A 25,955-nucleotide genomic window follows, 5' to 3' on the forward strand; every position below is an offset into this window, starting at 1 on the left:
ACGAGCCGCTTTTTATATAATTACTTTCAAGATTCTAATTCGATTCTCTCACATTTGCTTTGGTAAAAATTTTTTCTTCTATGTGAACGGCTACTTGTTCCCAAGTAGAATTTTTTATTTTATCCAAATTTATACCTGAAAATTCTTGGTAAACGTTCCTAAGAATTTCTTCTTTTACGTCTTCCTCCGGCACTCTACGCAAATGATCCAAAAAACCGGCTGCTAAAACCGGTGTAATTTCGTACTTTTTAATAAACTCAACTACTTTCATTGTTCCCCCGATGTTCCTATTTCTGTTGGCTCTTCGATTTGAAAGGTTCCCTGAGCCAGAGTAGGAACCGATTCCGTTTCAAAAAGTCCGTCGTTAAAAAAAAATTCCGTAGTTAATTTATAAAATCCTAAATTTTCAGAAGGATTGGCTATAATAGAAAAAGAACCCGGTTTCACTTCAACGGTAACTCCGTGAAGAGTAATAAATTTCCGCTGATTAGAAAGGAAAATTAAAATCTGATCAAAAATTCCCAAAGCCCCTGAATTAAGATGACCTGAAGAAGGAATATCTTTTAAAGAATCTTGCATCCAAAAATCAATAGTATATTTAAATTCTTGAATATAATGTCTTTTTAAAAAACGAATATTTTTAATACCATTCACAAATTCAGAATCTAATCTTTGAAACCGTCTCCCATCCGGAACCGAAACGAGTGGAGATTGAAAAATTATACAGAAAGGAAATAAGTTCGGATAATCGCTTGCATTTGGAGCAGATTGAAAAATTTTATTTTCGGAAAATAAAGAAATCGGATCCGCAGAAGGCGACTCTGGTAGAGTTTTGATCGATAAAATTAAGGATTTCAAATAATCTAAATGACTAATTCTCATAAAATAATATTACCCAAACGTCAGATAGAATACGTTTTTTTTCGATAATAAACAAGAACGGAACCGCCTCTAATGTTTCTAAACTGCTCAATTTAAAGTCTTGGACACCTACTTTTGATCTGCGATCTAAAAGATAACACCTATCATGATAGGTTCTGACATGCCCCGTTTTTAGTGCCAATACAATGTGTAAAATTCTCTTAAGCAGATCGTCTTAAATATTCCTCCGGAGTCAGACCTCCGAGTGAACTATGTGGTCTTTCTGAATTGTAAAATATCTTCCAGTCTTCGATAAGGCGCTTGGCTTTTGCATTCTGAACTACAAATAGACTTATATAACTATCTATAGATTGATCTTATAAAACCCCTCTTTTGGCTATTATATGATTTTTTAAAATGGTAAAATTTATTGAAAAGTAAATAAAATAGCTAAATTAGTATATTAAAAATATATAATTTATTAAAATCACCATAATAATATCTGATATTTTATTATGAAATAGGCTTTATAATAAAACTTAAAGACTGTTCTAAAATCATCAGCTTTTTTAAAATTTTATGGAAACTTTAGAACACTTTCTTAGGTTACTTAACCTTATAAGAATCTATAAACAAACTTTTATATATCCAAAAATCAAATTCCCGCACAAAGGGTCTTAAATTTATAAACTATTACAAAAATGTGAGAAATCATACAGAAATTACAATACTATCATCCATACAAAATCGAGTATCGTAAATTTTTATTGCAAATCGCTATTATAGTACAAAAAACTAAACACTTAATAGCTCTGAACAAAGAGTCATAAATTATATAACACGAAGTTTTTGCAGGAACTACAGAAGTTTATTAGAAATTTCTAAAGAATTATCATTTATGTTTTTTGAGACTTTGAGATAAGTTTATATCTTTACTTCAAAATACAGAAACTTCAGTAACAAGAGATAAAATTCTTGGGAACCACCAAGTTTTATAGAACATTCAAAATCAATTCTAAATTTTTGAGCAAGTCCTAAATGTAATAATTCCTACATCTTAGGCTCCTTCGCAAAAAATTTACAAAAATAAATATTCTAAATTGATGGGTAGAATACTTTATCCTAAACCGAAAAAATCAATGGAATTAAAAATTTTCCAAATAGAGAGCAGTAGGAACACCTAAATCAAACAAGACGTCTAATTCATATTGAATCATATAGCCATAAGGATCTAAATAAGAAGGCCCAACTCCATAAGGGTCCGAAACCTTTAAAAATTTTTTACCTTCGTCATTGATCACAATACCAATACCCCGAATGATATGTCCTTTTTTAGTAAGATACGTTCCTAAGCCGCAAGGAAAATTTCCATTTTCAAAATAACTACAAAGCTCTTCCTTGTCTCCCTTTTTCTTAACAATCTTAAAAGGAATGTTATTTGAATTCATTAGAATATTAAAATATTCAGAATGGTCTCCAGAATCATATACATTTTTTTTATTTTTAATCGCCCAATCTTCAAAAAGAGCATAATAATTATAGGTAGTAAGATGAATAAAGTCTGGTATTCTATAAATTAGACCTATGTAAATTATAAAATCTTGAAATATATTTCCCATACACTGCTGGTAATCTTTTAAAAAAAGACGAGGAGTAATTGGGTCCTTTCTCTGAGGATTCCAAGGAGCAATTGGATGAGATATGTAAGAAATCATTTCAATCAACAAACTAATTATTTAAGATCATAATCTTTTTAGATCGAAAACATTTACAGCTGCCTACTTTCTACATCTTGAACAGTTGCATCCGATCTTTTTGGATCTTGAAATCGATCCAAGAATTCACCCAAAATTCTTTTTTTAGAATTTAAATTTTCGTTAATTCTTTTACCCAAATAAAGACTTCCGACTGCACCATAAAACACAATCAACCATTGAATAATATCCATCTGAAGAGGTCTTAAAGAGTCCGGAGAAAAAACGGATAAAATCGACAAAACAATCAGATAAGAAACGACCAAAAAGAAAACAATCCAAGTACGAAGAGTTGTATCTGAAGATTTTCCAGTTCGATCATCTTTTAATAAAAATTTCATTCTATTCTCCTTCCTTTAGCAGAAGTAAGTTTGATGAGATCTTTGACATCCGCTTTTATTTCCGCAAGATCTTCAGCGATAGAAGCCATTTCGGTTTCTATTTTAACGATCCGGATTTCATGCTCTTTATACATCGTATTGTATTGAATCACTCCAGAAATTACAAAGCCCAAGATGACTAGAAAGTCTTTGATACCGAGTTTTATTTGACTAATTTTTGAAGATTCCATTCTTCCTCACAAAAACGGCCCGCACAAGGCGGGCCAAATGACTACTCAATCGCTTCCGATTGTAAACAAAGAATAGCACAATTTTTTTCTAGACAAAGAACAGAACAGAATCGTATAGAATCGTTCTGCCGCTAACTTTTAAATAAGTCAGCATAAGACGTTATTCACCTTGTAAAATAAAAAAGAAAATCAATAGATCTGCTTTTTTGTTCTACGAGCAAGAACAACCTTATCCAAATCTCCAACCATAAATCTTCGAACTCTAGGACTCCATTGAATAAAAGGAATCTCATGATCGATTACATATTGATTGAAAGTTCTTACCGAAAGATTTAAGTATCGAGCGGCTTCCTTGGTTTTTAAAATTTGAGTTTTATCCTTTATAGGCAAAAGTTCAGTTGTTTCTAAAATCGGTTTTTCTTTTTCCGAGCCAAGAGATTGTGAGCTTTTGAGTAATGATCCTTTTTTTGTGTTACCGTTAATTATAGACATAGCGTCCTGTTTGGATCGAATACCAGCTTTTTGTCAAACACTTTCTAAATTTTTAAAATTCATAGGGACCAAATAAATAATACATATTTTGAATATTCTATTTTATTATAATAGCAATTTCAAAAAAATTAACATTCTGTATTCAAACGGATTTTTGCGGTATTTATTATATAACTTTGAGCGATAAAATTTAGGACCAAAAATTTATTATTTCAAAATTGAATATTTTAATTCCCATATACATTTAAAAATTCAGTCTTTATTTTATATTTCTTGAATATACTAATTAATATTCGTTCTTTTACGTTTTAACGATCTAATAATTAACATACAAAATTTTAGATAAGGTACGAATAAATGGATTAATACAATTGAAATTCAAATCATGTCACTAGAAAGGATCTACAAATTCAATCAATGAGACATATCGAAATTATTGTCATTTGGAGTCACTGCGATTTTGAATTTAAAAACCCAAACGATTTAGGACAAAAAAAAGTCATATTTACGGATTTAGGTTGGATTTTGTCAGGGGTAAAAATATACTAAACATATATATAGCTATTTTGTTGGAGTACTAAATTGGAAACAAGGGAAGATTTACGCGAATTTCTTTACTGGAAAGTAGAAAGAACTTTGAAAAAATTCGAATACGACTTTCAAGTTTCACCACAGCCAATTCAAATTCTTAGGCACACATACGCACAAGAAATCGTAAATCTTGTGTTTGAGTCTCTGGAAAAAAAATAATTATTTTTTCTTTCTAAATTTTTCTATGACTACGCGCAAGGCCTCCAACTCAGAATCAGAAACCTCCATAAGACTTTCCAACAAAACTTCTATCTGCGGACGTGTTTTGATTTTTCTAAGAAGCGATCTATAATGATCCGTTTCAAGATCCGTCTTTATTTCCAACTCAGTAATCAACATCTGACCTTCTCCCGAAATCAGCCAAAGAGGGTTAACATTATGCGCAACTCGAAGTTTCAGTAAGGATTCTTGAGAAAAACTTTTTGCTCTTTGATTGATAAGATCACTGATAAACGCAGGTTTTAAATCAATCGAACGAGCAAATTCAGCCTGAGAAAGTCCAAGAATTTCGATGAGTTTTTTGAGACGATCCGGAAATTTTTTATCCGATTTATACATTTTTATCGTATTAATTCTTGACATTTATACATTTTTAACGTATATTGTATCAAGCGAGATTGAACTCGCCGAAGTTAAAAATCGATTTTGAAGCGAGATTGGAACATTCAACACAACCCAATCTTTGCAAATGAAAACAAAATCGCAATCACAAAAAGGAGGTTCAATGATTATCATCAACGGAGACGAATGTAAGGACTTCATTTGTATCACATTGAAAATGAAAACCCTAGCAAAATTCGCAAGAGAAGCGGAAGTAAACTATGATTATCTTTCGAAAAGTTTAAACGGACAACATTCATATACCGAAATCAGGGAAGCATTCAAAAAATGGAATGTTCCGTACCGTATGGGTCGTCGTTCTACACAGCTTCACAATAAACGAAAAAACAGGAGAGCCGCCTAATGAAACAAGAAGTTTTGACCACTATCGCGGAAAAGAATCCGATCCTTAGCAGGGACAATTTGGATCCGATCGTTCTTTCTGATATAGAGGAAAAAATGATCGTTCAAATCGCGGAGTATGTAAGGGAACAATTTACAACTTTCGACTGGAGATGGGACGATCACAGCGAGATGCACGATAAAACGGTTACTTCTCTTTTTTTAGTAAAAAATGACATCTTGCAAATCTGCGGAAAAAATCAGAGTAAAACTCAAGAGTTCATTAGGATTCTTGAATATATTTTAGAAGAAGAATTCGACGAGTAAATAGATCAAAATACCAAGGAGAATTTCATTATGACAGTTAATCTATGCGTTCAGTGTAATCAAAATGAATCTATGCGCCAAACGGACCTTTGTGAAGAGTGCCTGATTCAAAACTTTAAACCTTTGATTTCTCTTTCCGATAAAATTCGTTCGTTTCATGCAAACAACGAAAAATCCGCGTTACACGAAGAGCCAAAAGGAGCAGCGTAAAATCAAATGATAGATCTGGAAAAAATCAAAAGATATATCGTAAACGGTGAAGTCGTTCATAAAGGAGAATTCTGGAGAAGAGGAAGAAAACTTTCTCAGAGATTGGAACAAATAGTCATAGAGTCAAAACTCAATCTAAGAGATATAGCTTTCAAATACTCGGCAAAAATCGAAGAGGGGACTCAATGTGGTCCACTATACCGCGAACATCTTGCAGACGTAATAAAAGGAATCAGGAATACAAAACGTTATGTGAAAGCAATCGAAGAATCATGGGGACTTCCTATAGAAACGATCCGCTCCATTTATCGAGAAGACAAAGAAACAGAAAAAAGAATGGAAAAGTTAGATTCTAATTCAATTCAAGAATTTGCGATTTGGTATAAAAATATTTTAAATTCTAAAAAAGAAACTTATAATATTATAAAAATTGCAAATATAGAGGACCAAAATGTAAGTGAAATTGCAATCTAAAAACGAAAATTGCAATTTCATTCAGGAGAATTTAAAATGATAAAACAAAAATCTATAAAATCGAAAATTCAAAAAAACAAAAAGAAACCTTCTGTAAAAAAAATCCCTTCCGTTGCAGTATTATCTTCATCGACTAACGCAATTGCTGTAGATATGACACCACAAAAAGCCAAACCGTCCAATTAGGAGGAAAGATGTTAAAATCAAAAGATTCGCCTAACAAAACAATTCGTATGGAATTACCAAATAATCGATACAAAGAACGTCCCGACATAGCTCTGGCCGTTCAACAAATCGGAGAAATTAAAAGGGAAAAAGATAGAATCAAAAGTAAAACAGACGACCAAATTGCCAAACTACTATTAGATCTTCAGAACGAAATGGATCCTTTGGATTTAAAAATCCAACATTTAGTTTCTGGAATTAAATTTTATGTAGATCACCATTTAGAAGAACTATTTCCAAATCCAGAATACAAAACCTGTAAACTGGCAACTGGAACTTTAAAACTTCGTAAAGTTCCACCTTCAGTAAAAACCAGAGGAACGGCAAAATTTTACGAAAAAGTTTTAACCGATAATAATCTTTTAGAAAAGTTCAACAATCTGGTAAATTAAGCGGAGTTTATCTAAGAATCAAACTAGAATTAAATAAAGAGCAAATACTGGCCGAACCAATAAAGGCAATACAAAAGCTTGGAATTCAATTAAACGAAGAGAAAGAACGTTTGTACATCTCTCCAAACGAAACTGAGTTGGAAATCGAAGCCGTAGAAAACGTCGCTTAATCATAGTTATATTTTAAATGTCTTTGGTTCCTTGAAAGTAAGCAAAAGAAGGAAATATCATGTTATCAACGTTTAAAGCACAACTGAAGATTCAATTTGAAGATTTAGAATTTAATGATTTTTCAGACGCAGTTCAAGAAGAATTCGGAATTGTAAACGTCACAACGATGACGTTGTACACAAAGAAGAGATTGGGAGTTAAACAATCTACAATTGAAAAAATAAAAGAAACACAACAGAATCATTTAGCTTATTAAACATTCTTAAAGAAGGAAAAAAATGAATCATATCGTTTATAAAAATTTAAAGAACTATAAGTATCAACTCGTAAAATCTTATAATTTCCAAACTGAAATCAAAACGGATCTTTCACTTAAGATCAGAAAATCCGAAGTAAAGGTTTTTGTAAATTTAGATCCGGAAGGTCTGTTAAAAATCGAAGCAGGATACGCCTGGGATGGGCCGAGTGGTCCAACAATCGACACAAAAACGTTTATAAGAGGTTCTCTTATACACGACGCACTTTATCAGTTGATGCGAGAAGAAAAATTAGATCGAATAAAATATCGTGAAAACGCAGACCAGCTTTTAAAAAAAATTTGTTTAGAAGATGGAATGAATTCTTTTAGAGCTTCATACGTTTACCAATTCGTTCGCTGGTTTGGAGAATCTGCAGCAAGACCAAAAGACGAATCCAAAGAATGGGAAGTTGCACCTTGAAAATTTTCGATATAGTCGTTTTAGTTTTGGGTTATACTTTGTTTTGGACTTTTTTGATTTGGACTTTAATGGGAATTGTAGCGGTACTTTTTTGGTATTCTTTGTTTCTTCCTAAAAAGAAAAAATTTTTTCAAAGAAAATAGAATCTAACAAAAAATAATTTATAAAATTAGAATATTATTTTTATTAGTTATGTAATCTCAAGGAAACCACATAGAGCAGATTTTTTAATTTTCGTGATAAGTATAAAATGAAAATTCTATTAAGATTTTGAGAAAACTTTTTAATAAAGTAGAACTGCTAAAAAATTAAATTTTTAACCTTTTCGATTGTATTGAAATAAATAATTAAATCAGTTTTTCTAATCTTTACTATAGAATTTTCAACGACTCTAATGTAAGAATTACTACTTTTTAAAAATATAATATTTTTTTGAAGTTGAAACGAAAACGATCAAAAAATTAGATAAGCGAAGGGACTAACTTCCCTTCGCCTAACACCTTGAATTAATCCACCGAAGGATGGATCATCTTTTCGGGAAGAACCCACTGATCAAATTGTTCACTTGTTAAAAGTCCCAATTCAATTCCGGACTCTTTCAGAGTTGTTCCTTTTTTATGCGCGTTCTTGGCAATTTTAGCAGCGTTATCATAACCTATATGAGGATTCAAAGCGGTCACAAGCATCAAAGAATTATTTAAGTGTTCGTTTAACTTTTCCTTATTCGGAATAATTCCACGAGCACAATGTTCTTCAAAAGAAACACAAGAATCAGAAAGTAATCGAATCGAATTCAAAACGTTGTGGATAATCAAAGGTTTAAAAACGTTCAACTCGAAATTTCCAGAAGCACCGCCTATATTTACTGCAACGTCATTTGCAATTACTTGAGCCGCGACCATCGTCATCTGCTCTGATTGTGTTGGATTCACTTTACCCGGCATGATAGAAGAACCTGGTTCATTTTCCGGAATACTAATTTCACCAATTCCACAACGAGGACCAGAAGAAAGCCAACGTATATCGTTTGCAATTTTCATTAAAGAAGCAGCGATCGTTTTCAACACACCGCTCGTTTCTACAAGAGAATCGTGAGCCGCGAGTGCCTCGAACTTATTTTCCGCGCTTACAAAAGGAAGTCCAGTTTCTTTAGCGATTTGAGCCGCTGCTTTTACCGCAAACTGAGGGTGAGTATTTAATCCGGTTCCGACAGCTGTTCCGCCTAACGCAAGTCTATAAACGGAAGGTAAAACTGCCTTTACCCTTGCAATATTGTATTCCAATTGTTGAACATAGCCAGAAAATTCTTGGCCTAAAGTCAGAGGAGTCGCGTCTTGAAGATGAGTTCTACCGATTTTTATAATATTCTGAAATTCATCTGTTTTTTTCTTGAACGTTTCTTTGAGTTGTATCAGAGCAGGAATCAACTTTTGGTTTAACTGTTCCGCCGCAGCGATATGCATGGCTGTAGGAAACGTATCGTTTGAGGATTGAGCCTTGTTAACATCGTCATTTGGATGAATCGGTTTTTTAGAGCCCTTCACCCCACCTGCAATTTCGATCGCACGGTTCGAAATCACTTCATTAGAATTCATGTTAGTCTGAGTTCCGGAGCCGGTCTGCCAAACCGAAAGCGGAAAATGCTCATCCAATTTTCCGGAAATCACTTCGTCGGCGGCTTGAACAATCAGTTTCTTTTTATCTTCGCTTAAAAGACCAAGTTCCGCATTAACAACCGCTGCAGATTTCTTTAAAATTCCTAAAGCACGAATCATTTCTCTTGGAAATCGATCGTTTCCGATATGAAAATGATGTAAGGAACGTTCTGTTTGTGCGCCCCAATATTTGGAATCGTCTACTGCAATTTCGCCCATCGAATCCGTTTCGATTCTGGTTTTCATGAATCCTCCGAAAACTTAAATATTAATTGAAATAAAAAATCTTTTTAAATAAAATATTAGAATTTAATAAAATTCTAATGTAATTTTCATTCGTTTTGGAATCGTCTCAGAGTATCCGCAAGTGCGGAAAACTCTGGTTTTTTGGCAGAAACATTATCAAGATAATCCAGAGTGGTTTGAATCCAAGCAGAATCTGATTCCAACTCTTTTCGTATAAAAACGTGTCTAACTTGGTTCATGGCCCTGATTTCCATATATCTCCGCTTCTGGTCATAGTATATAAGGTCAGCCACTTTGTCTTTTCCGAATTCCGGAGAAGAGATCGCAACCACAACTTCATCCAACCAAATTAATCCGTTGTTTTTACGATCCACATAGTCGATCGCTTTTTGAACTCGAGAAGGAATCATCAACTCTTTTTCTTTTGGACCGACAATGACTCCGAGAGACTTTTTCTTTTTTGGTTTGGAAGGCTCTTGAGAAGAATGATCCGATTCTATATTTTTAAAATCCTTCTTAACTTGGCCCTTATTCGTAGTATCCCGTTCTTTAGGAGCAACTTTAATTCCGAACAAACTAAGAATGAATTCGATGATCCTTTCTAAAATCGACTTGGAAGCCCTTTCGGAACGAATTCTTTCTTTTTCGGTATCTTCTTCCCATTCCGCGATTGCCTTACTCAAACGAATCTGCTCGTCTACTGCAACTTGACCGTCCTTTACATCGGAAACTTCTTTTAAAAATTCATAAATTCCGCGTGGAAATCCGTTTTGGCGAATCAGGTTATGAATCGAAGTTCTTTTCTGGCGAACTTCTATAAATGCCCGAAGAATCATACTCTTCGCCAAGATCATCAACCCAATCGTTTCACCTCCGGAACCTTTTCTTTCTTTTTTTAGAAAGTCTTCTCTGGATCGAATCCGTTCTAAAACCTCACGAAACAATTCGGTCCTACTCATACCAACACTTTTGATACTTGCATCATCTACTTCAAAATTAGAAAGATCGAAATGGATTGGTTCTTTAGATTCTTTAAAACGAACTAAATTCTCTCCGGTAATTAGATTGATCAAAGATTCTTTTTTAAGATGTTCTAAAGTTCTTACTGTTTGAAGTAGAACTTCGTAAGATCTAATAAAATCTCCACCGCCCGCCCAACTTTTCCCGGAAGTAAAAGCTGGATGTTTTTTTAATTCCTGTAAATATCTTTCAGCTTGAGAATGCCCTGTCAATTCTATCCAAGAAGATTCTTCTCCAGGAAGAATTTGAAGAAGAATTTTACGTGCAATTACATTAAATAATTCGAATATAATTTCCAATTCCGTACTTTTGTTTTGTTCATTTTTTTCTTTGGAAGTATGTCTAAAACTCAAAAGTTCTTCAAAAGAAGGCTGAAACAAATGAAAACGAGGATGTAATTGTAAAAGAGGAGATCTAGAACCTCTTTTTTCAAGAACTGGTAAAACTTCGGGTTCTACTTTTATAAGAGAAAGTTGATTTAAAATCTCTCCTGGTTTTTGATTCAAAATTTGAAAAATATTACTGAATAAATCACCTCGAACCTTTAATCGATCTAAAAGAGATTCTAAAGAAAGGGATTCCAAATTTTGCATGGATTTTTCCAAAAACTTAGAATCTGATAAATTGATTTGAATTCCCTTATCGTCAACGTTGATATAATTTTGATGAACCCAATCTTCTACATCTGAATTTTTAGAAATATTCAAAATAAATTGATCTCTTGCGTATAACATTTCAAGAATTGCGGCCACACTTTGAAGAACACAACCGCGTTTAACTTTTACGATTTGATCTGCCTTTAAAGAAGCGGGACGGATGATTACATTTGCAATTTGAAGTTCTCTGATTTCTTTTTGAAATAGAAGAAACTGATAAGATTGAATTCCCCTTCTTTCTTCTAAAAATTTAAGATCGTTTAGTTTAAGATGTTGTAATTGTTCAATTTTAGTAAGTGCAAACGGAGATTGATTAAATAAGAAATAATTTTCCACTCCTTTTTCAATCAAATCTATATCTTTAAACGCGCCCGGATTATATTGAAGCATCAGAACCTTAAGCTCCTGATCTCCGATCATATCCTGAGTATCCTCCGAACTCAAAACGAAGGTTTCAGGAGTCGGGACTTGATTTTCAGATTTGGACATAACCCACCGCGCCCATATCATAAAGGGACTGTAGAAAATTAGAAAAGTCTATTACTCTTTGTTTCAAAGTAAGATTTTTCATTCTTGAAAAATTAAATTCCATTCCACAAGAAACCCTAAGCACAACTACTTTTACATTTTTATAGATTCGTTTTTTTTACGAATTTTATGTCGATAGTTTTTGTGGAAGTTCCCACATTCTAAGATTTTGGAACTCTTTATAAATATCGGGACCTTTTTGAGAATAACTGAGAATCTTTTCCAGAAAGAAGATTTATGGAAGTTTTAGTTCAATGGATACAAAAAATCCAGGTAAAACTCCATTTCTTAGGACCTATTCTTTATGATTTAAAATAACCTTTACAAACGCTCCAATATTTGAAACTCGGTTGCGATAATAGCACAATTTGGATGAATCATCGATCATTGGAAATAAATATTTGAATAGAATAAGCCAGTTTTCAATTACTTTCAAATTCAATCACAGATCAAAAATGTCTAGAAATTTGTAGAGTATCACACACTTTCATTAGTAAATCGTAAGAAATAAAAAGTATGTATTAGAGTTGTTGAAAAATTCCCTAGTTCCGATTAACAAAACTGCTTTAATTGCCCATTTCCATAAAATAGAAACAGATGGAGAATTAATTTTTCAACAATTCTATTTGTTATTTCGTTCTAAAAACAAAATTGGACAATGCTAACTTTTAATAATTCCTTCGAGAAAACCTAAATATTTTTCTCTTCCCAAATAAGGAATACGGGCAGAGCCACTTGCAACTGCAGCCTCTGCAACTGCCGGGGCCACATGAAATAAAACTCGTTTATCAAAAGGTTTTGGAATCAGATATTCCGGACCAAACGTAAATTTCTCTCCGCCATAAGCTTTACTAACCACTTCAGGAACTTCCAAACGAGCCAATTCCGCCAAAGAACGAGCGGCCGCAAGTTTCATCTCTAAAGTAATATGACGAGCTCTAACATCTAGAGCGCCTCTAAAAATAAAAGGAAATCCTAATACGTTATTCACCTGATTTGGATTATCACTTCTTCCAGTTCCCATAATTAAATCGGAACGAACTGCCTTTGCAACACGATATGGGATTTCGGGATCAGGATTTGCAAGAGCAAAGATCACTGGATTTTTAGACATAGAACGAACCATATCTTCATCTACCATATTCTCAACGGAAACACCAATAAAAATATCTGAACCTTTCATTACATCTCTGAGTGTGGTAGAATCTGTTTTTTGAATATACTTCTTTTTAGAATCGTTTAGATCGTTTCTATTATGATGAATCACACCTTTGGTATCGACCAGAAAAATCTGCTCTTTTTTGATTCCTATATGTTGAATGAGTTCTGCAATTGCAATTCCTGCAGCACCCGCTCCACAAATCACTACTTTAACGTCGTCCGGATTTTTACCGGTGAGTTTAAACGAGTTCAATAAACCAGCGACAGTGATGATCGCGGTTCCATGTTGATCGTCGTGAAAAACAGGAATGTTCATCTTTTCGATAAGTTGTTCTTCAATATAAAAACTTTCAGGAGCTTTAATATCTTCTAGATTAATACCGCCAAAAGTTGGCTCCAGAAGTTTCACCGCACGAATGAATTCATCCGGATCTTTTGTATTGATCTCTATATCAAATACGTCTATCCCCGCAAATTTTTTAAAAAGAACCGCCTTTTCTTCCATAACCGGCTTACCGGCAAGAGCACCTATATCACCTAATCCTAAAATGGCGGTCCCGTTTGTAATGATCCCAACAAGATTTCCTTTGTTTGTATATTCATAAACGAGTTCGGGAGAATCCTTAATTTCCAAACAAGGATAAGCGACACCGGGAGAATAAGCCAGAGAAAGATCGTAAGAATCTTCAGTAGGTTTTGTAGGAACTACTTCAATTTTTCCCTTAGGATGAAGCGCGTGATATTGTAACGATTTTTCCCTCATACGATTTTTCCCATGTTTTTCAAATTCAACCTTGCGACGATAAAATTTCATTTACCAACGCAGAACTTACTGAAGATTCTCCCGAGAACTTCTTCCGTATCCACTTTACCGTTAACCTCTCCGATTTCGGCAAGAGCATAATTGATTTCTTGAATATAAATCTCCGCAGGAGCTCCTTCTTTAAGCAAATGGAGGGTTTTATCAAGACATCTGACAATGGTTTCGAAATGATATCTTTGACGTTCTTCCAAAAGGACATAATCTTCAGAATGACCTAGTTTACCCGTCCTTTCTTTGATCGCATCTAAAAGGTTTGAAATTCCTTCTTTGGTTTTACAGGAAATTTCTAGTACGATTAAATCTTTTACGTCTGAAAATAAATTTCGGTCCCAGGAAGAATTCAAAATATCAATTTTATTTGCGATAAGAATAGAACCTTCTAATCTTTCTCTAGATTTATTAATAAACTCTTTCCAATTTTCTTTTTTAGAAACGTCTACGAGAAAAAGTCGAACATCAGCGGATTGAAATTCTTTTTCACTTCTTTCGATTCCTAGTTTTTCGATATGGTCCGTCGTTTCTCTAACACCAGCAGTGTCCACAAGTCGAACAGGAATTCCTTCGAGAAAAATTTCTTCACTGATATAATCCCGAGTCGTTCCAGGGATTTCAGAAATGATAGAACGTTCTTTACCAAGAAGAACGTTCATCAGGCTAGACTTACCGGTATTTGGTTCTCCATAGAGAACAATTCTAAATTGCTGAATTAATTTTTCCGCAGAACTTGATTTTGAAATCAAAGTTTGACAAAGAGATTTAACATTTTCAATCCGAGTCTTTCTTTCTTCCAAAGATTCATACGTGAGATCTTCTGTGGAAAAATCAATCTCCGCTTCACATTCCGCTTTGAGAGAAATCAACTGGCTTCTTAAATTGGAAGTAAAACGAGTAACTTCACCAAAAACGTTCTTTTGTGCAAGTTCCAATTCAAAACGAGAACGTGCAGAAATAAGTCTACCGATTGCCTCAACTTCGGTCAGATCCAACTTTTCGTTTAAAAACGCTCTACGAGAAAACTCACCTTGTTTTGCAGGACGAGCACCCGCTCTAAAGATGGCGTCTAACGCTTCTCTTAACAAAATTGGATTTCCGTGAAAGTGAAATTCACAAAGATCTTCGCCCGTATAAGAATTCGGAGACTTAAAATAAAAGAATAATATTTGATCTATCTTTCGATCGCCGATTTGAAAAACGCATTGAATTGCCGTTCTAGGTAGAATTTCGGAGGGAGAGAGAAATTTATTTTTCGAAAAAAGAAAAGAAGAGGAAATCGTAAGCGCTTCCGGACCGGACATTCGGATGATTCCGATGGCTCCGGCACCGGAAGAAGTAGATACAGCGGCTATCGTATCATTCAAAGTTCACTTCTTCGAGAAGGTCGTTGTTTGGACCTTTTTCGACAACGTCTTTGTATTTGTGTTTATCTTTCATCGGAATGATTCTTACTTTTTTGTAAGTACCGTTTCCTTCCGATCTAGTAAAAACTTTTTCATTTTCTTGAAGAGCCATGTGAATAATCCTTCTTTCAAAAGGATTCATCGGTTCCAATAATTTTGATTTGCCGGTTTTGGCGACAGTTGCAGCAACAGATTTTCCAAGACGAACTAAAGAAAGCTCTCTCTTATCTCTGTAAGATTCTATATCCAAAACAATTTTCCTACCATGTCTGATCTTGGAATCTACCATCAAATTCAAGATAAATTGAATTGCGTCTAACGTAGATCCTCTTTTTCCGATCACGAGCCCGGACTCTTTACTGGCAACTTCGACGTAAATTTTTCCGTCCACGTCACCCATACCAACCACTTCCGCTTCAATCCCCATCTTTTTCAAAACGGTAAGAACGACCCCATGAATGATTTTTTCAGCGGGAAGATCTCTAGAAATAACGTAAGCCCGAACGATAGCTGGCTTTTTTTGAGAAATTCCGAAAAAGCCTCCTTTTCCAGAATCTACGGTTTCAAAACGAACCTCGTCCGAGTTTAATCGGAGAGTTTTGAGAGTGTACTCTTCGGCTTCGGACTTTGATTTAGCCTCGGCTTCAAAGATGTAATTTTCCATGTGTATATCCTCGATAATGAGTTCGTTGCGATTAAACTTTCGCTTTTTTCTTTTCTTCGGTTTTTTTTAGATGATTTGTAATCCACTGTTGACCAATAGAAAGAACATTTTGGAAAGTCCAATAAAGAGTAACTCCGGAAGGCATATTCCAAAAAATATAAAGCATCATAACCGGCATCACATACATTAGCATTTTTTGATTTGGATCCATAGATACGGAAGTCATTCTCGTTTGAAAGACCTGTGTCCCTACCATCAAAAGAGCAAGAAGGTTTAAACCAATTCCGGTTTGAGTAAAGTAAGGAATCGCGGGAGAAGTCCAGATTACGTCTGGTTCGCTGAGATCCTTGACCCATAAAAACGGTGAATTCCAAAGATCTATTGTATCAGAGAAAGCGGTATAAAGTGCTATAAAAATCGGAATTTGAATCACCATAGGAAGACAACCGCCAACTGGATTTACGTTATTCTTTTTATAAAGTTCCATCGTTTTTTGCTGACGCATCTTAGGATCATTGGCAAACTTTTCATTGATCGTTTTAAGTTGCGGACTCAGTTCTTGCATTTTTTTCATACTATCCGCTTGTTTCTGGTTTAACGGATAAAAAACGAGTTTGAAAAGGATCGCAAAAATAATGATGCTCCAACCGTAATTTGGAATCGTAAAACGATAGATTTGTTTTAAAATCCAGATAATTCCATTTCGAAAAGGAGTAGTAATACCTTGATTGAAGGATTTATTTAAATCGGAACTTAGACCAACAAAAGGACTGTTTTTAGATTGACTCGGATCGAACTCAGGATTTTTAAAAGCCATACCTTCGCTTTCTCTAATACCTATGTAGGATGCAAAATCCAAGTTGTAATTTTCGCCAGGATTTAAAAGTATATTATCATATACTAAAACAGCTCCACTTTCGTTTTTAGGTCTATTATCTAAAACGATTCCATGTGGTTTATGATCAAGAGGATCGGCCACCGCAATAAAATAACGAGAACCAGTTCCTGCAAAATCCACTCCAGATTCTTTATCTGTTTTAATACTAAAAGATTCGTCAGTTCCCGAATTTCCCGTAAAAAAATTGCCAACCGAAGACCAAAAACCAACGGAAGAACTTCCGTCTAGAGTATCCTGAAAAGAGCCGCCTAAATAATAAAAACGAAAAAAGTTTGCGGTATCCCTATCGCTCAAAGGTCTATCCTTTGGATAAGGTCCAAGACTTCCAAAGGTTCTCAAATATCGAACATTTTTTTGGGAGGCAAATGAAAGTTTTTCTTTCGAAAAATTTATGATAGAAATGGAAAGTTTAAAATAATTTTCACTCGGATAAAAACGAAATTCTTTTTTCAGTTGATAACTCCTATCTGGAGAAACTGCTGAAAAAGAAATGGAATGATTGATTTTATCTTCAGTTAAGGAAAATTGAATATAGTTCCAAGGTGAATCAGAAATTTCTACAAGAGAATCTGAAAAATTGAAATCAAATCCTTTATCTCTGGATAATTCCACCGCTTGATAACTTTTGCCATCTACAACAACCGTTTCGGGATTTTTACGAGCAACTTGAATGAGTTCTCCGTTAGGACCCGTAAAATCTTTCATGTAAAATTTGGAAATTTTTCCGCCTAACGACGAAAACTCGACTATATAAGAATCTGTTACGATAAAACTTTTTTTCGTATCAAAAGGAGTTATTTTTTCTTTCTGAACAACAGGATCAGCTGAATTGGATTCTTTTGTTTTTCCAGAAGTGATTTGTTGTTTTGTATTTTCGGACGTTTTATCAGATTGAGTTTGTTTTGTTTCGGTATTTTTTTTTGTGGATGTGTTAGGAAAGAAAAAATAATTCACTCCCATCCAAATTCCCATACTGAGAATCAAAGCTAAAAACAATCTAGTTTGTCTATCTTCCATAAATCAGTTTCATCCTTTAGTGTTTGGTGGTAACGGATCGTCAAACCCTCGAGAAAGAGGATTGCATCTCAAAATTCTCCAAATACTGAGCTGCAAAGCGCGGAAAAATCCGTATTCTTGAAACGCTTGAGCGGCATATTCGGAACAAGTAGGCGTAAAACGACAGGCAGGGGGCAATAACGGAGAAAGTAATCTTTTATACAATTGAATCAATTGGATTACAAATCGGTTCATCGGACTCGATTGATCAGAGAGACCAGAATCTTAACTAGTTCCCTATGATTCAGATCCAAAATTTCTTTTTTGGCTAATATTGCTATATCAAAGCCTTTTGAAAAATTTTTCTCTTCTTCGTGTATAATTGCTCTAAGCTTTCTTTTCATTCGGTTTCTTTGAACCGCAGTTTTTACAGTCCTTTCAGGACAGTAAAGAAAACGATTTTTTGAGAAGGAATTAGGAAGATATACCAGAACAATTGGGAAACAGGAGACTCTCTTTCCAGTCTTAAAAAGAAATTGAATCTCCTTTCTGGATTTTAATGTCTCTTCGATGATTCGTTCTTAGTATTTTTTACCGAGTTTTTCGTCGGATACGGTCAATTTATATCTGCCCTTTTTTCTTCTGCGAGAAAGAACCTTTCTTCCTCCGGCAGTAGCCATTCTGGCGCGAAATCCATGTGTTCTCGCTCTTTTAACTCGGCTGGGCTGGTAATTTCTTTTCATATCTATCCCTGATTGGCATTAATGATTACGTTTTTTAGGAAAAAGGATATTTCCCATACAGAAATTTACTGAAAAAGGTTTGAGTCAACCATTTCATATCCAAAACTGGAGTGAATTGCTTTCATCGGGAATTTATTCTTTGGGATTTTAGGGAAAAGAAAATTACCCGAACGAAAGAGAATTATCTGAATTAATCCTTTGTCTAAAAACAAAAAACCCGGCAACGTCCTACTCTCCCATGCAGCGAACCACATAGTACCATCAGCGATGAGAGGCTTAACTTCCGTGTTCGGGATGGGAACGGGTGTGGCCCTCTCTCTATAGTCACCGGGAATCTTGAAAGCCAGCATCTCTTACTGATTCTTACAGTCAATCTAAATTTAATAAAAAAACTGAAAATTATTTAAAAAGATTCAATCTTCTCCCGTTGGTTCCCAGCGTTAATTCCAATTATTACCGATATTTTTCCGCGAACATGAATGTTGATCAAATTGGGATAAATTCGATTTCTTCTTTTCGATAAAGAATCGGTTTGAATTCTAAATTTACAAAAAACGAAAATAAAATCGAATCTAAATTGAAAGTAATTAAATCTCCGAATTGGCTGATGGGCTCCGTAGTAGGAATCGAATTTGCACTCAAAGCTCCTAACCTGGAGTTCCGAAGAAAAACCGAAAAAATATAAGTCCTTCCCGTATTTCCTCCGCCAAATAATCGTAAGCTCGATCGCGGTATCATTTTGAATATGTAAACTTATCCAATACGATACTTAATACGCACGTTTGAATCCAATCGGTTGATCTTAATAGGATTGAATTTTTTCAAAACCTATCGCTTGTTCCGATTCTCAAAACCAATCGGACAAAATCATTTTTCAGTATGTTTGTAACGAAATGTAGTATCTTACCAATGAAGGACCTTTAAAAAAGGCAAAGTCACCTCTCCCCTCATTTAGTAAAGATGTCGTGCAAAGATAAAAAACATGACTTGTAAAACATAACGCTTCGGTATTTTTATCTGTCAATTGTATAGGACTCAAAATAGAGATTGGAAGCGGTGTAACACCTTTCGCCATCAATTGGATCGGAAATAAGAAGACAAAAAATATTATTTATATAATACATCGAAATCAATTCTCGCTTGTAGCCAATTTTAATCAAAGAAAGCGTAAGAATAATTTTGAAAATATACTTAACAATTTATTAATTACTTTTTCTTACGACTTGGAAGATATTTATAATACTCCACTTCGATCGTATTAATTAGAAAAGTATAATATTTAACAAGCTTTTTATCATATTGCTTTTTTTGTGCTTCGTTTCTAAGAAACTCTGCAATCTGATCCCGAATTAAAGGAGCTTTTAAATCATTGTGGCTTAAAATGATAGAACCAGGCATTCCTTGCGGAACTAGATCATCTGGAATTATAATCGTAGCTGAATTTTGTAAGAGTGCGTATTCAATCGTAGAAGCAACTTTGTCGTCGTCTTTTTCCCCTTTGAGATGTGCTACGTTATTTCGAATATTATCTAAATTTTCAAAAATCTTTTTACGTAAAGAACGGGAATCATGAATTTTATCCGTAATCTTAGTAAACCGGCTTGGAAAAACAAATCTCTCTGCACCTTTTGCGATTAAACTCACTTTTTTTTCTTTCGGAGTTTCTCCCTTGGAAGACTGATAACGTTCATCTTCAGAATCTTCTCCAGTCTCATAACTATTAGAAGAAGACATGGCTCCATACTCTCCTTTAAAGCCGGACCCAAATGAAGAACTAGAACTTCCACCGGAAAGAATATCCGATTTTTCTTTATCCCTAAAATGAAATGCGATCATTAGCCCTAAAAATAAACTGACCGGAATTCCCACGAACAAAATTCCAGTAGTTTTAAAATGTACAGATGCGATTAAAAATAAGATCATACTCGCTACAAAACCCAACATTCCCATCGGAAGATTGAATTTTTTTGCAAATTCTCGAGAACGTTGTTTTTCTACTTCCAACTGTTCCATTGTCTGGATTCCTTGTTGGAGTTTTACAATGTGTTCCGCTTTCAGTTTTGCATTTAATCCAGGATGTTTCGGATTACTCAAACTCGCATTGATCTCTTTTGCGATTTCCAACTCTTTTTGATAAGCGACGTTCTTAGTTGCTAAACTACTCAACTTATGAAGTACCGCAGCCATATAACCAGGATCAACTGCGTATATTTCGGAAGTTTGATCCGGTTTTTCAATTACCTTCATTCCATATTGATCGGAAATCTCCTTTTTCAATTCTTCAATCAATGACGGATAACGCGTCTCATCAGATAAACCTGAAGACTTCAATTTTTGTTCCGGAGAAAAACGATATAAAGTTTGTTCCTCAAGTGTATTTTCAGAAATTTTATGAAGAATTTTCAACTTTAGAGATTTAAATACACTCTCCTCTTTTCTCTGAGAGAGTTTTTCTTTTTCTTCCATCAATCTAGAAATGATTTGAATAGAAAGTCTACAAGTCTCTGATACTTTTTTACCGAGCTCATCTGTTTCACGATCAAATGGATAATCGTTGATAAGCGAAATCAAAGCTTTTACTTTTTCTGAGTTTTGTTTTCTTCCTGGTTCGACCATCTGAATATGAGTTTGCTCAAATTCTATGATTCTAGTTCCGAAAAGACCGTAACCTGCTCTTTCGCTTAGTTCTTTTAAATAAGGAATTGCAAATTTTTCAAGAGCATCCACCTGACAACGATAATGTGCTATCACTTCTGGTTGATTTACGTAAGAACCGTCGGGATTTAATTGAAGATCATCTAAAATGATATGATAATCTGGAAGAATTTTCATTACGTAATTTTTCTTATTCGCATAAGTTAAAAAATCTCGTAGAAAATCTGTCATTGGAATATAACTGTAAGGTTGAAATCCCTTCTTTAAAAGTGTAGAAAATTCAGCTTCGAGCGAAGCCAACTTAGGAAAAAGCCAATTCTTTCCGGCTTTGTTTTTATGAAGTAAAAAAGCTCCGGGACTGTCTTCATCGGGAAGTTTCGGTTTCTTAGCGCGATTCTGTAAAATGAGATCAATCATTTCTTCCGAAAATTCAAAACAAGCAGCTCGGTAAGGATTTACATCTGTTTTAGTTTCTTTTTGAGGACTTGCGATCGCAATTCTAGCCTGAATCTTCGCACCATTACGAACTAAAAAAGGATAAATATAAGCAGACTTATTTTTTCCTTTTTTTTCATAATCGACTAATTGCCGTAAGGCGAGATCTATACTAGGAGGAGACTTCGCTTGTTCACTTAAATTCCTATATTTATTCAAAAGATCCGAAAGCTTATCTAGGGTAAGTAAATAAGAAGGATGAATACTTTTAGAACCGTGTTTTTCAGTTTTTTTATGCCAATCTCTAAGTTCGTCTAAAATACAACGTGCCGTTGCAGACAAGCCGACTGCCCCTTCGTTTAAAAAGATATAATCGGGTGCAAGAGACTGAATTTCCGTCGGTTTACTCGCCGCCAGCTCTTCAAAGCTTATGTCCTGTTCCTGTTCAGTGCTTTCCATATTTCCTATCAATTCTACAGTACGGTTCTTTTTAGTTGAACATTTTTACTTGTCCAGTATTCCACTTAAATAGTTGGATAAAATCATTTATTTCAAAAATTTTTCCAATACCTTTCCAATTTTCAGGACTCCCTCTTCGATCTCTTTATCTTCTCTGGCAAAACTCAATCGAAAACATTCTTCTCTATGAGACCAATTTGAGTCTGTTCCTGGAAAAAAAGTTTTACCGGGAACGACGATAACTCCTGCTTCCTTTAAAATCGGATAAAGATCGCTAACGGATAGAGATAAATTCCTAACCCAAACCCAAAGAAAAAAAGCGCCTTCACTTTGATGAATTTTATAGTCAATCTGAGAACTCCAATTGTTTAAGATCGCCTCCTGAGTAAAAATCGATTTTTTTAGATAAAAAGGTAAGATTATTTTCTCACACAACTCTTTCCAACGCCCAGAGCGAAAAAGGTCCAATGCAATAAATTGTCCCGGATTGGCGCTCGTCAAATTGATAACCGAATTGGCTCTATGCAGCAAAGTAATTGTTTCCGAATCGCCCACTACAAAGCCAGTCCGAACTCCAGGAAGACCCAACTTAGAAAGACTAAAACCCTGAATCATTCCAGATCTATGAATGAAAGAATTTTTTCCAAAAACAACATTGGGAAACGGAAATCCGTAGGCATTGTCGACCAGTAAAGGAATTCCTACGTTATTTGCTCTTTCAATTAAAAACTCAAGTTCTTGATCCGTAATCACATTGCCCGTTGGATTTGTGGGCCGAGAAACGCAAATACAACCCGCCTCCTTTTTCCAACTTGGAATGGAATCGAAATTTTCCAAAGATATAAAGTATTTATAATATCGATCTTCTATTTCTCGAATTTCAGGTACAAAAGATAAAAAAGAATCCGGCTCCAAGGTTTGATCCGTATAACCGATGTATTCTGGAAGAATAGGAAAAAGGATTTTTTTTCTTTGGTCATTACCGAAATTTCCAGAGAAAAAATTTAATAAGAAATAGAAAGCGTTCTGGCTTCCGTTCGTAATTGCAATTTGGTCTTTAGAAATTTTTGTTCCGGATTCATCCGATAAAATGGAAGCGACCGTTTCTCTAAGTTCTAAAATTCCAGAAGGAGATTCGTAACCTCCTAAAATTTTATCTATACTTCCCGACTCGATTTGTTTTGATACGATCTCTCTCCAAATTTCGATTAATTCCGGAATAAAAGCCGGATTTCCTCCACCTAACAAACAAGAGCCCGGAGGAGGATTACTTAAATCGTCCATCAATTGCCCGATTCCGGTTTGTTTTAAAAATTTCTGACCGAAAATTGAGTATTGCATATTGTACAAAATTTCTTTCTAAGTAAGATATAGAAACTAGAATCTAATCTTAAAGGAAAATTTTGCAGATTCTTTTTTAACTTTATAGCAAAAATACTTTTACTACATTTCGTTTTAAAAATTTATTATTTATTTTTGAAAGATAGATATTCCAATTAAGACCTTGTGTAAATGTTTTTTAAAAACTTCTATAAAACCCAAAAAAAATCATCGTCCAATCCAATTTTTCCATAAAATCTCTGTTTGGTGGTTATTGTAAAAAATCAAAAATCTATTTTGAATTTGTAATCTATGGTTTTCGATATAAATTTCATTTTATTTATAGTTTGTCTCAACTCCTAAACACCAAGAAGGTGTTTGCTGAGTTTCCAAAAAACAATCATAAAAACGAGACGCTGGTTTAAGCGTAATCCGCTCGCCCTCTATCTATGAAATTTGCAAACGACTCGCCTAAATTTTCTTTCTCTGAATTCACGCTCTAAAGTATAAATTAGAGGATTGAGTATTTTGTTATATAATTCTCAGTAAAAGCTACAAATTACACAATGGCTTCTGTGAAACTAACATATTTTATTGAGTGTTTGTAATTTTGTGTTAAACGAGGTTTATCTTTAAATTTATATTAGAGTTGAAAAATTCCATAGTGGAGATTCACAAAACTGATTCAATTATCCATTTCAAAGCAACAAAAACAGATGGAGAACTAATTTTCAATAACTCTAATGTTCTATTTTATAAAAATCCGTAATAATCAATAATTCGTTTAACAAAAATATTAGAAATTTTTAAAATTTAGTTCGTAGAAAAGAATAGAAAATCCACTATAAAGACGTATGAAAATGATACTATAATTTTATTTCAAAATCTAGAATATAAAATCTCCTTTAAAAAAAGCATCTAATTTCGGAATGACGCATTTATAAGGATTTCTACATTTTTATAAAATTTCCTGTTTATTTTTAAGTATCCAGTCTTTTGCGCTGAAATAGGGTTTTAGAATAAAATTTACGGTACTCAATTGAACCGATCCGTAAAAATACAGAAACTTTAATAGGGTGAAAAAAATTTAGAATAAGATAATTGCAAAAAAAATGATAAACAAGAATTCATCGCAAGAAATTTATTTTCATCGATAAAAACATACAGTTCTTATTTTATTTATAATATTCAAAAATTAGAATACATAAAATTAAGAAATTTCACTTTCCAATCGATCAAATACTTGCAAAAAAAGATTCGATTCTTGGGCGCCTGAAACGGCGTATTTCTCGTTAAACACAAAAAATGGAACTCCAGAAACCCCCAATTCTCTGCCTTTTTGTTCTTCTTCGCGAACTTCTTGGAGCAAAATCGTGTTCTCTTTTATGGAATAAAAATCATCCTCTTGTATTCCAGCCTCTCGTAAACTTTCCAAAATTATATTTGTGTCTGAAAGATTTTTACCTTCGGCAAAAAATTTTCTAAAAAAGATTTCTGAAAGAATCGAATCTTTTCCATATTCTTTCGCTTTTCGAATCAATGCGTGTAATAAAAAGGTGTTTGGTTGATGTCCCTCTTGTTCCAACAGAAAAGGAAGGTTTTCTGAATTAGCAATATCAGCGACTCTTTGCACCATCATTTTAACACGATCCATAGATCCAAATTTTCGAGTCATATGAAGTATTCTGTCTTCTCCTTCTGGAGCTAAATCCGGATTGAGTTGAAAGGCTCTCCATTCTATTTCGATTTTATCATCCGGGTGTGACTTTTTCCGAATTGATATTGCATCTTCTAATCTTTTTTTTCCAATATAACACCAAGGGCAAACAACGTCCGAATAAATCGCAATTTTAGTTTCCACAGTCACCTTCCTAGATTTTCAAAAGAAAAAACAGTTTTTATCGTAAAAGATTTTTCTTAAAAGTCAAAAAAATATAGAGAATTCCTATTTTTTTAAAATCAGTTTTTTTATAATATTATAATATATATTTTTATTAAACCAAAACGAGTTTAATGCAAGAATATGAGAAGGAATTTTCTAAAAGTATGAATTCCCACATTTTTAGAATTTATTCGTAAAATCGTGATTGGTGGTAGGTTCTTACATCATTTTACAGACAAACCCAAGTTTTGTGGTGGTTCCTACATTTAAATCAATTTGTAGAGTTCAGATTCTAATTTTTTCAGAATAACCTGGCTACGTAAAAACGGACACCTTTTACTCAGCAAATGAGGTAAAGGTGAATATGAATAAGAAAGGAAAATACTCTCCGGAGTTTAAAGAACAAGCAGTCAAGCGAACACTTTCGGGTTCGTTTACGATAAAAGAAGTAGCAGGGTCACTTGGAATCAGCTATTTTGTGTTACGACAATGGAGGGGAGAATACTTGAAAAAATCAGAAGATCAGCTTCCACTTACGGATAAACAGTTAAAAGAAAGTGAAGAACTGAAAAAGCTTCGGAAGGAAAATCTGAAACTGAAAGAGGAAGTTACTATCCTAAAAAAGTTTGCAGCCATGCTTTCCCGCGAACAAAATCCCGATTGATGTTCATGGAAACTCATCGATTTG

At 34.1% G+C, this 25,955-nt stretch carries 29 protein-coding genes, 1 rRNA gene and 3 pseudogenes; 11 read left to right on the plus strand and 22 right to left on the minus strand.

Annotated elements, in window-relative coordinates:
- Positions 1-34: 34 nt before the first annotated feature.
- The 7 genes and pseudogenes from BW942_RS11460 to BW942_RS11495 all read right to left on the minus strand — a co-directional run bounded on the left by BW942_RS11460 (position 35) and on the right by BW942_RS11495 (position 3,678).
- Positions 35-271 carry a hypothetical protein gene (locus BW942_RS11460; protein ID WP_000869404.1) on the minus strand — a complete coding sequence of 79 codons (237 nt, stop codon included), beginning with the start codon at positions 269-271 and terminating at the stop codon, positions 35-37.
- Entirely contained in the window at positions 268-882 is a 615-nt protein-coding gene (locus tag BW942_RS11465) for an LIC10173 family protein (RefSeq protein WP_001222829.1), read from the minus strand. Before BW942_RS11465 ends, BW942_RS11460 begins: the two co-directional genes overlap by 4 nt.
- Before the next feature lie 200 nt (positions 883-1,082).
- A pseudogene (locus BW942_RS11475) lies at positions 1,083-1,190 on the minus strand (integrase core domain-containing protein); the annotation flags it as partial.
- 816 nt (positions 1,191-2,006) lie between these two features.
- On the minus strand, positions 2,007-2,576 hold the full coding sequence (locus tag BW942_RS11480) for a hypothetical protein (protein WP_001974136.1): 570 nt from the start codon (positions 2,574-2,576) through the stop codon (positions 2,007-2,009).
- A gap of 53 nt (positions 2,577-2,629) precedes the next feature.
- Positions 2,630-2,956 (minus strand): hypothetical protein, encoded by a 327-nt coding sequence (locus BW942_RS11485; protein WP_000670472.1) that lies wholly within the window; start codon positions 2,954-2,956, stop codon positions 2,630-2,632.
- Entirely contained in the window at positions 2,953-3,186 is a 234-nt protein-coding gene (locus tag BW942_RS11490; RefSeq protein WP_000445979.1) for a hypothetical protein, read from the minus strand. Before BW942_RS11490 ends, BW942_RS11485 begins: the two co-directional genes overlap by 4 nt.
- Before the next feature lie 189 nt (positions 3,187-3,375).
- Complete coding sequence (locus BW942_RS11495) at positions 3,376-3,678, minus strand: helix-turn-helix domain-containing protein (protein ID WP_000022528.1); 303 nt, start codon at positions 3,676-3,678, stop codon at positions 3,376-3,378.
- A gap of 582 nt (positions 3,679-4,260) precedes the next feature.
- Between BW942_RS11495 and BW942_RS21480 the strand changes: the two genes are divergently transcribed.
- Positions 4,261-4,428 (plus strand): hypothetical protein, encoded by a 168-nt coding sequence (locus BW942_RS21480; protein ID WP_000449989.1) that lies wholly within the window; start codon positions 4,261-4,263, stop codon positions 4,426-4,428.
- Here BW942_RS21480 and BW942_RS11500 read toward each other — a convergent pair whose 3' ends face one another.
- Positions 4,429-4,827, minus strand: a complete 399-nt coding sequence (locus BW942_RS11500) for a helix-turn-helix domain-containing protein (protein WP_000278251.1) — start codon at positions 4,825-4,827, stop codon at positions 4,429-4,431. It abuts the gene before it with no gap.
- Between the two features lie 130 nt (positions 4,828-4,957).
- On the opposite strand from BW942_RS11500, the gene BW942_RS11505 reads away from it, so the two are divergent.
- From BW942_RS11505 to BW942_RS11540, 9 genes and pseudogenes are all read left to right on the plus strand, one after another.
- Positions 4,958-5,233 (plus strand): hypothetical protein, encoded by a 276-nt coding sequence (locus BW942_RS11505; RefSeq protein WP_000851095.1) that lies wholly within the window; start codon positions 4,958-4,960, stop codon positions 5,231-5,233.
- Positions 5,233-5,538, plus strand: coding sequence for an LIC13344 family protein (locus BW942_RS11510; protein ID WP_000808414.1), 306 nt, complete (start codon positions 5,233-5,235; stop codon positions 5,536-5,538). Before BW942_RS11505 ends, BW942_RS11510 begins: the two co-directional genes overlap by 1 nt.
- Before the next feature lie 30 nt (positions 5,539-5,568).
- The gene (locus BW942_RS11515) at positions 5,569-5,748 is read left to right on the plus strand and encodes a hypothetical protein (RefSeq protein ID WP_000217778.1); all 180 of its coding nucleotides are present in this window, start codon (positions 5,569-5,571) and stop codon (positions 5,746-5,748) included.
- Positions 5,749-5,754: 6 nt separating this feature from the next.
- Positions 5,755-6,222, plus strand: coding sequence for a hypothetical protein (locus BW942_RS11520; protein ID WP_000566133.1), 468 nt, complete (start codon positions 5,755-5,757; stop codon positions 6,220-6,222).
- A 36-nt stretch (positions 6,223-6,258) separates the two neighbouring features.
- Positions 6,259-6,408, plus strand: a complete 150-nt coding sequence (locus tag BW942_RS21485; protein WP_001974253.1) for a hypothetical protein — start codon at positions 6,259-6,261, stop codon at positions 6,406-6,408.
- An 8-nt stretch (positions 6,409-6,416) separates the two neighbouring features.
- Positions 6,417-7,009: pseudogene (locus BW942_RS11525) on the plus strand (host-nuclease inhibitor Gam family protein).
- A gap of 59 nt (positions 7,010-7,068) precedes the next feature.
- Complete coding sequence (locus tag BW942_RS11530) at positions 7,069-7,266, plus strand: hypothetical protein (protein ID WP_000953282.1); 198 nt, start codon at positions 7,069-7,071, stop codon at positions 7,264-7,266.
- Between the two features lie 22 nt (positions 7,267-7,288).
- Positions 7,289-7,729 (plus strand): hypothetical protein, encoded by a 441-nt coding sequence (locus BW942_RS11535; RefSeq protein ID WP_001015698.1) that lies wholly within the window; start codon positions 7,289-7,291, stop codon positions 7,727-7,729.
- Positions 7,726-7,872, plus strand: a complete 147-nt coding sequence (locus BW942_RS11540) for a hypothetical protein (RefSeq protein WP_000688101.1) — start codon at positions 7,726-7,728, stop codon at positions 7,870-7,872. The genes BW942_RS11535 and BW942_RS11540 overlap by 4 nt, the downstream gene beginning before the upstream one ends.
- A 363-nt stretch (positions 7,873-8,235) precedes the next feature.
- On the opposite strand, the gene fumC is transcribed toward BW942_RS11540, so the two are convergent.
- The 14 genes from fumC to BW942_RS11615 form a co-directional block, all read right to left on the minus strand.
- Entirely contained in the window at positions 8,236-9,630 is a 1,395-nt protein-coding gene (fumC, locus tag BW942_RS11545) for a class II fumarate hydratase (protein ID WP_000857390.1), read from the minus strand.
- Between the two features lie 86 nt (positions 9,631-9,716).
- A complete protein-coding gene (locus BW942_RS11550; RefSeq protein WP_000045337.1) occupies positions 9,717-11,795 on the minus strand; it encodes a hypothetical protein in 2,079 nt (692 codons plus the stop codon).
- A gap of 700 nt (positions 11,796-12,495) precedes the next feature.
- Positions 12,496-13,758 (minus strand): malic enzyme-like NAD(P)-binding protein, encoded by a 1,263-nt coding sequence (locus tag BW942_RS11555; protein WP_002969542.1) that lies wholly within the window; start codon positions 13,756-13,758, stop codon positions 12,496-12,498.
- A 47-nt stretch (positions 13,759-13,805) separates the two neighbouring features.
- Positions 13,806-15,176 carry a tRNA uridine-5-carboxymethylaminomethyl(34) synthesis GTPase MnmE gene (mnmE, locus tag BW942_RS11560; protein WP_001000160.1) on the minus strand — a complete coding sequence of 457 codons (1,371 nt, stop codon included), beginning with the start codon at positions 15,174-15,176 and terminating at the stop codon, positions 13,806-13,808.
- Positions 15,169-15,879, minus strand: coding sequence for an RNA-binding cell elongation regulator Jag/EloR (gene jag / locus BW942_RS11565; RefSeq protein ID WP_000432936.1), 711 nt, complete (start codon positions 15,877-15,879; stop codon positions 15,169-15,171). The genes mnmE and jag overlap by 8 nt, the downstream gene beginning before the upstream one ends.
- Before the next feature lie 31 nt (positions 15,880-15,910).
- Positions 15,911-17,794: a membrane protein insertase YidC gene (gene yidC / locus BW942_RS11570; protein WP_000390190.1), complete on the minus strand. Its 1,884-nt coding sequence runs from the start codon at positions 17,792-17,794 to the stop codon at positions 15,911-15,913.
- 9 nt (positions 17,795-17,803) lie between these two features.
- A complete protein-coding gene (gene yidD, locus BW942_RS11575; RefSeq protein WP_001079197.1) occupies positions 17,804-18,028 on the minus strand; it encodes a membrane protein insertion efficiency factor YidD in 225 nt (74 codons plus the stop codon).
- Positions 18,025-18,348, minus strand: coding sequence for a ribonuclease P protein component (gene rnpA, locus BW942_RS11580; RefSeq protein WP_306795538.1), 324 nt, complete (start codon positions 18,346-18,348; stop codon positions 18,025-18,027). Before rnpA ends, yidD begins: the two co-directional genes overlap by 4 nt.
- A 6-nt stretch (positions 18,349-18,354) precedes the next feature.
- On the minus strand, positions 18,355-18,516 hold the full coding sequence (rpmH, locus tag BW942_RS11585) for a 50S ribosomal protein L34 (RefSeq protein ID WP_000828326.1): 162 nt from the start codon (positions 18,514-18,516) through the stop codon (positions 18,355-18,357).
- A gap of 215 nt (positions 18,517-18,731) precedes the next feature.
- Positions 18,732-18,848 (minus strand): 5S ribosomal RNA (rrf, locus tag BW942_RS11590).
- A gap of 154 nt (positions 18,849-19,002) precedes the next feature.
- On the minus strand, positions 19,003-19,254 hold the full coding sequence (locus tag BW942_RS11595) for a hypothetical protein (protein WP_000613066.1): 252 nt from the start codon (positions 19,252-19,254) through the stop codon (positions 19,003-19,005).
- 468 nt (positions 19,255-19,722) lie between these two features.
- The gene (locus BW942_RS11600) at positions 19,723-22,065 is read right to left on the minus strand and encodes a hypothetical protein (RefSeq protein WP_000446221.1); all 2,343 of its coding nucleotides are present in this window, start codon (positions 22,063-22,065) and stop codon (positions 19,723-19,725) included.
- 87 nt (positions 22,066-22,152) lie between these two features.
- Positions 22,153-23,406: a valine--pyruvate transaminase gene (locus BW942_RS11605; RefSeq protein ID WP_001200127.1), complete on the minus strand. Its 1,254-nt coding sequence runs from the start codon at positions 23,404-23,406 to the stop codon at positions 22,153-22,155.
- Positions 23,407-24,595: 1,189 nt separating this feature from the next.
- Positions 24,596-25,246: a DsbA family oxidoreductase gene (locus BW942_RS11615; RefSeq protein WP_000448278.1), complete on the minus strand. Its 651-nt coding sequence runs from the start codon at positions 25,244-25,246 to the stop codon at positions 24,596-24,598.
- A gap of 385 nt (positions 25,247-25,631) precedes the next feature.
- Between BW942_RS11615 and BW942_RS11620 the strand changes: the two are divergent.
- Positions 25,632-25,955, plus strand: a pseudogene (locus BW942_RS11620) (transposase); the annotation flags it as partial.

The sequence above is a fragment of the Leptospira interrogans genome, assembly GCF_900156205.1.
Lineage (GTDB): Bacteria > Spirochaetota > Leptospiria > Leptospirales > Leptospiraceae > Leptospira > Leptospira interrogans.

Bases quoted from the DNA above. Each gene is read 5' to 3' on its own strand.
- rpmH (WP_000828326.1), bottom strand. From the start codon at position 18,516: ATGAAAAGAAATTACCAGCCCAGCCGAGTTAAAAGAGCGAGAACACAT.
- BW942_RS11495 (WP_000022528.1), bottom strand. From the start codon at position 3,678: ATGTCTATAATTAACGGTAACACAAAAAAAGGATCATTACTCAAAAGC.
- BW942_RS11480 (WP_001974136.1), bottom strand. From the start codon at position 2,576: ATGATTTCTTACATATCTCATCCAATTGCTCCTTGGAATCCTCAGAGA.
- BW942_RS11555 (WP_002969542.1), bottom strand. From the start codon at position 13,758: ATGAGGGAAAAATCGTTACAATATCACGCGCTTCATCCTAAGGGAAAA.
- jag (WP_000432936.1), bottom strand. From the start codon at position 15,879: ATGGAAAATTACATCTTTGAAGCCGAGGCTAAATCAAAGTCCGAAGCC.
- BW942_RS11490 (WP_000445979.1), bottom strand. From the start codon at position 3,186: ATGGAATCTTCAAAAATTAGTCAAATAAAACTCGGTATCAAAGACTTT.
- BW942_RS11535 (WP_001015698.1), top strand. From the start codon at position 7,289: ATGAATCATATCGTTTATAAAAATTTAAAGAACTATAAGTATCAACTC.
- BW942_RS21485 (WP_001974253.1), top strand. From the start codon at position 6,259: ATGATAAAACAAAAATCTATAAAATCGAAAATTCAAAAAAACAAAAAG.
- BW942_RS11600 (WP_000446221.1), bottom strand. From the start codon at position 22,065: ATGGAAAGCACTGAACAGGAACAGGACATAAGCTTTGAAGAGCTGGCG.
- BW942_RS11595 (WP_000613066.1), bottom strand. From the start codon at position 19,254: ATGATACCGCGATCGAGCTTACGATTATTTGGCGGAGGAAATACGGGA.
- BW942_RS11550 (WP_000045337.1), bottom strand. From the start codon at position 11,795: ATGTCCAAATCTGAAAATCAAGTCCCGACTCCTGAAACCTTCGTTTTG.
- BW942_RS11530 (WP_000953282.1), top strand. From the start codon at position 7,069: ATGTTATCAACGTTTAAAGCACAACTGAAGATTCAATTTGAAGATTTA.
- BW942_RS11510 (WP_000808414.1), top strand. From the start codon at position 5,233: ATGAAACAAGAAGTTTTGACCACTATCGCGGAAAAGAATCCGATCCTT.
- yidD (WP_001079197.1), bottom strand. From the start codon at position 18,028: ATGAACCGATTTGTAATCCAATTGATTCAATTGTATAAAAGATTACTT.
- BW942_RS11515 (WP_000217778.1), top strand. From the start codon at position 5,569: ATGACAGTTAATCTATGCGTTCAGTGTAATCAAAATGAATCTATGCGC.
- yidC (WP_000390190.1), bottom strand. From the start codon at position 17,794: ATGGAAGATAGACAAACTAGATTGTTTTTAGCTTTGATTCTCAGTATG.
- BW942_RS11500 (WP_000278251.1), bottom strand. From the start codon at position 4,827: ATGTATAAATCGGATAAAAAATTTCCGGATCGTCTCAAAAAACTCATC.
- BW942_RS11460 (WP_000869404.1), bottom strand. From the start codon at position 271: ATGAAAGTAGTTGAGTTTATTAAAAAGTACGAAATTACACCGGTTTTA.
- fumC (WP_000857390.1), bottom strand. From the start codon at position 9,630: ATGAAAACCAGAATCGAAACGGATTCGATGGGCGAAATTGCAGTAGAC.
- BW942_RS11465 (WP_001222829.1), bottom strand. From the start codon at position 882: ATGAGAATTAGTCATTTAGATTATTTGAAATCCTTAATTTTATCGATC.
- BW942_RS11520 (WP_000566133.1), top strand. From the start codon at position 5,755: ATGATAGATCTGGAAAAAATCAAAAGATATATCGTAAACGGTGAAGTC.
- BW942_RS11605 (WP_001200127.1), bottom strand. From the start codon at position 23,406: ATGCAATACTCAATTTTCGGTCAGAAATTTTTAAAACAAACCGGAATC.
- BW942_RS11485 (WP_000670472.1), bottom strand. From the start codon at position 2,956: ATGAAATTTTTATTAAAAGATGATCGAACTGGAAAATCTTCAGATACA.
- BW942_RS11505 (WP_000851095.1), top strand. From the start codon at position 4,958: ATGAAAACAAAATCGCAATCACAAAAAGGAGGTTCAATGATTATCATC.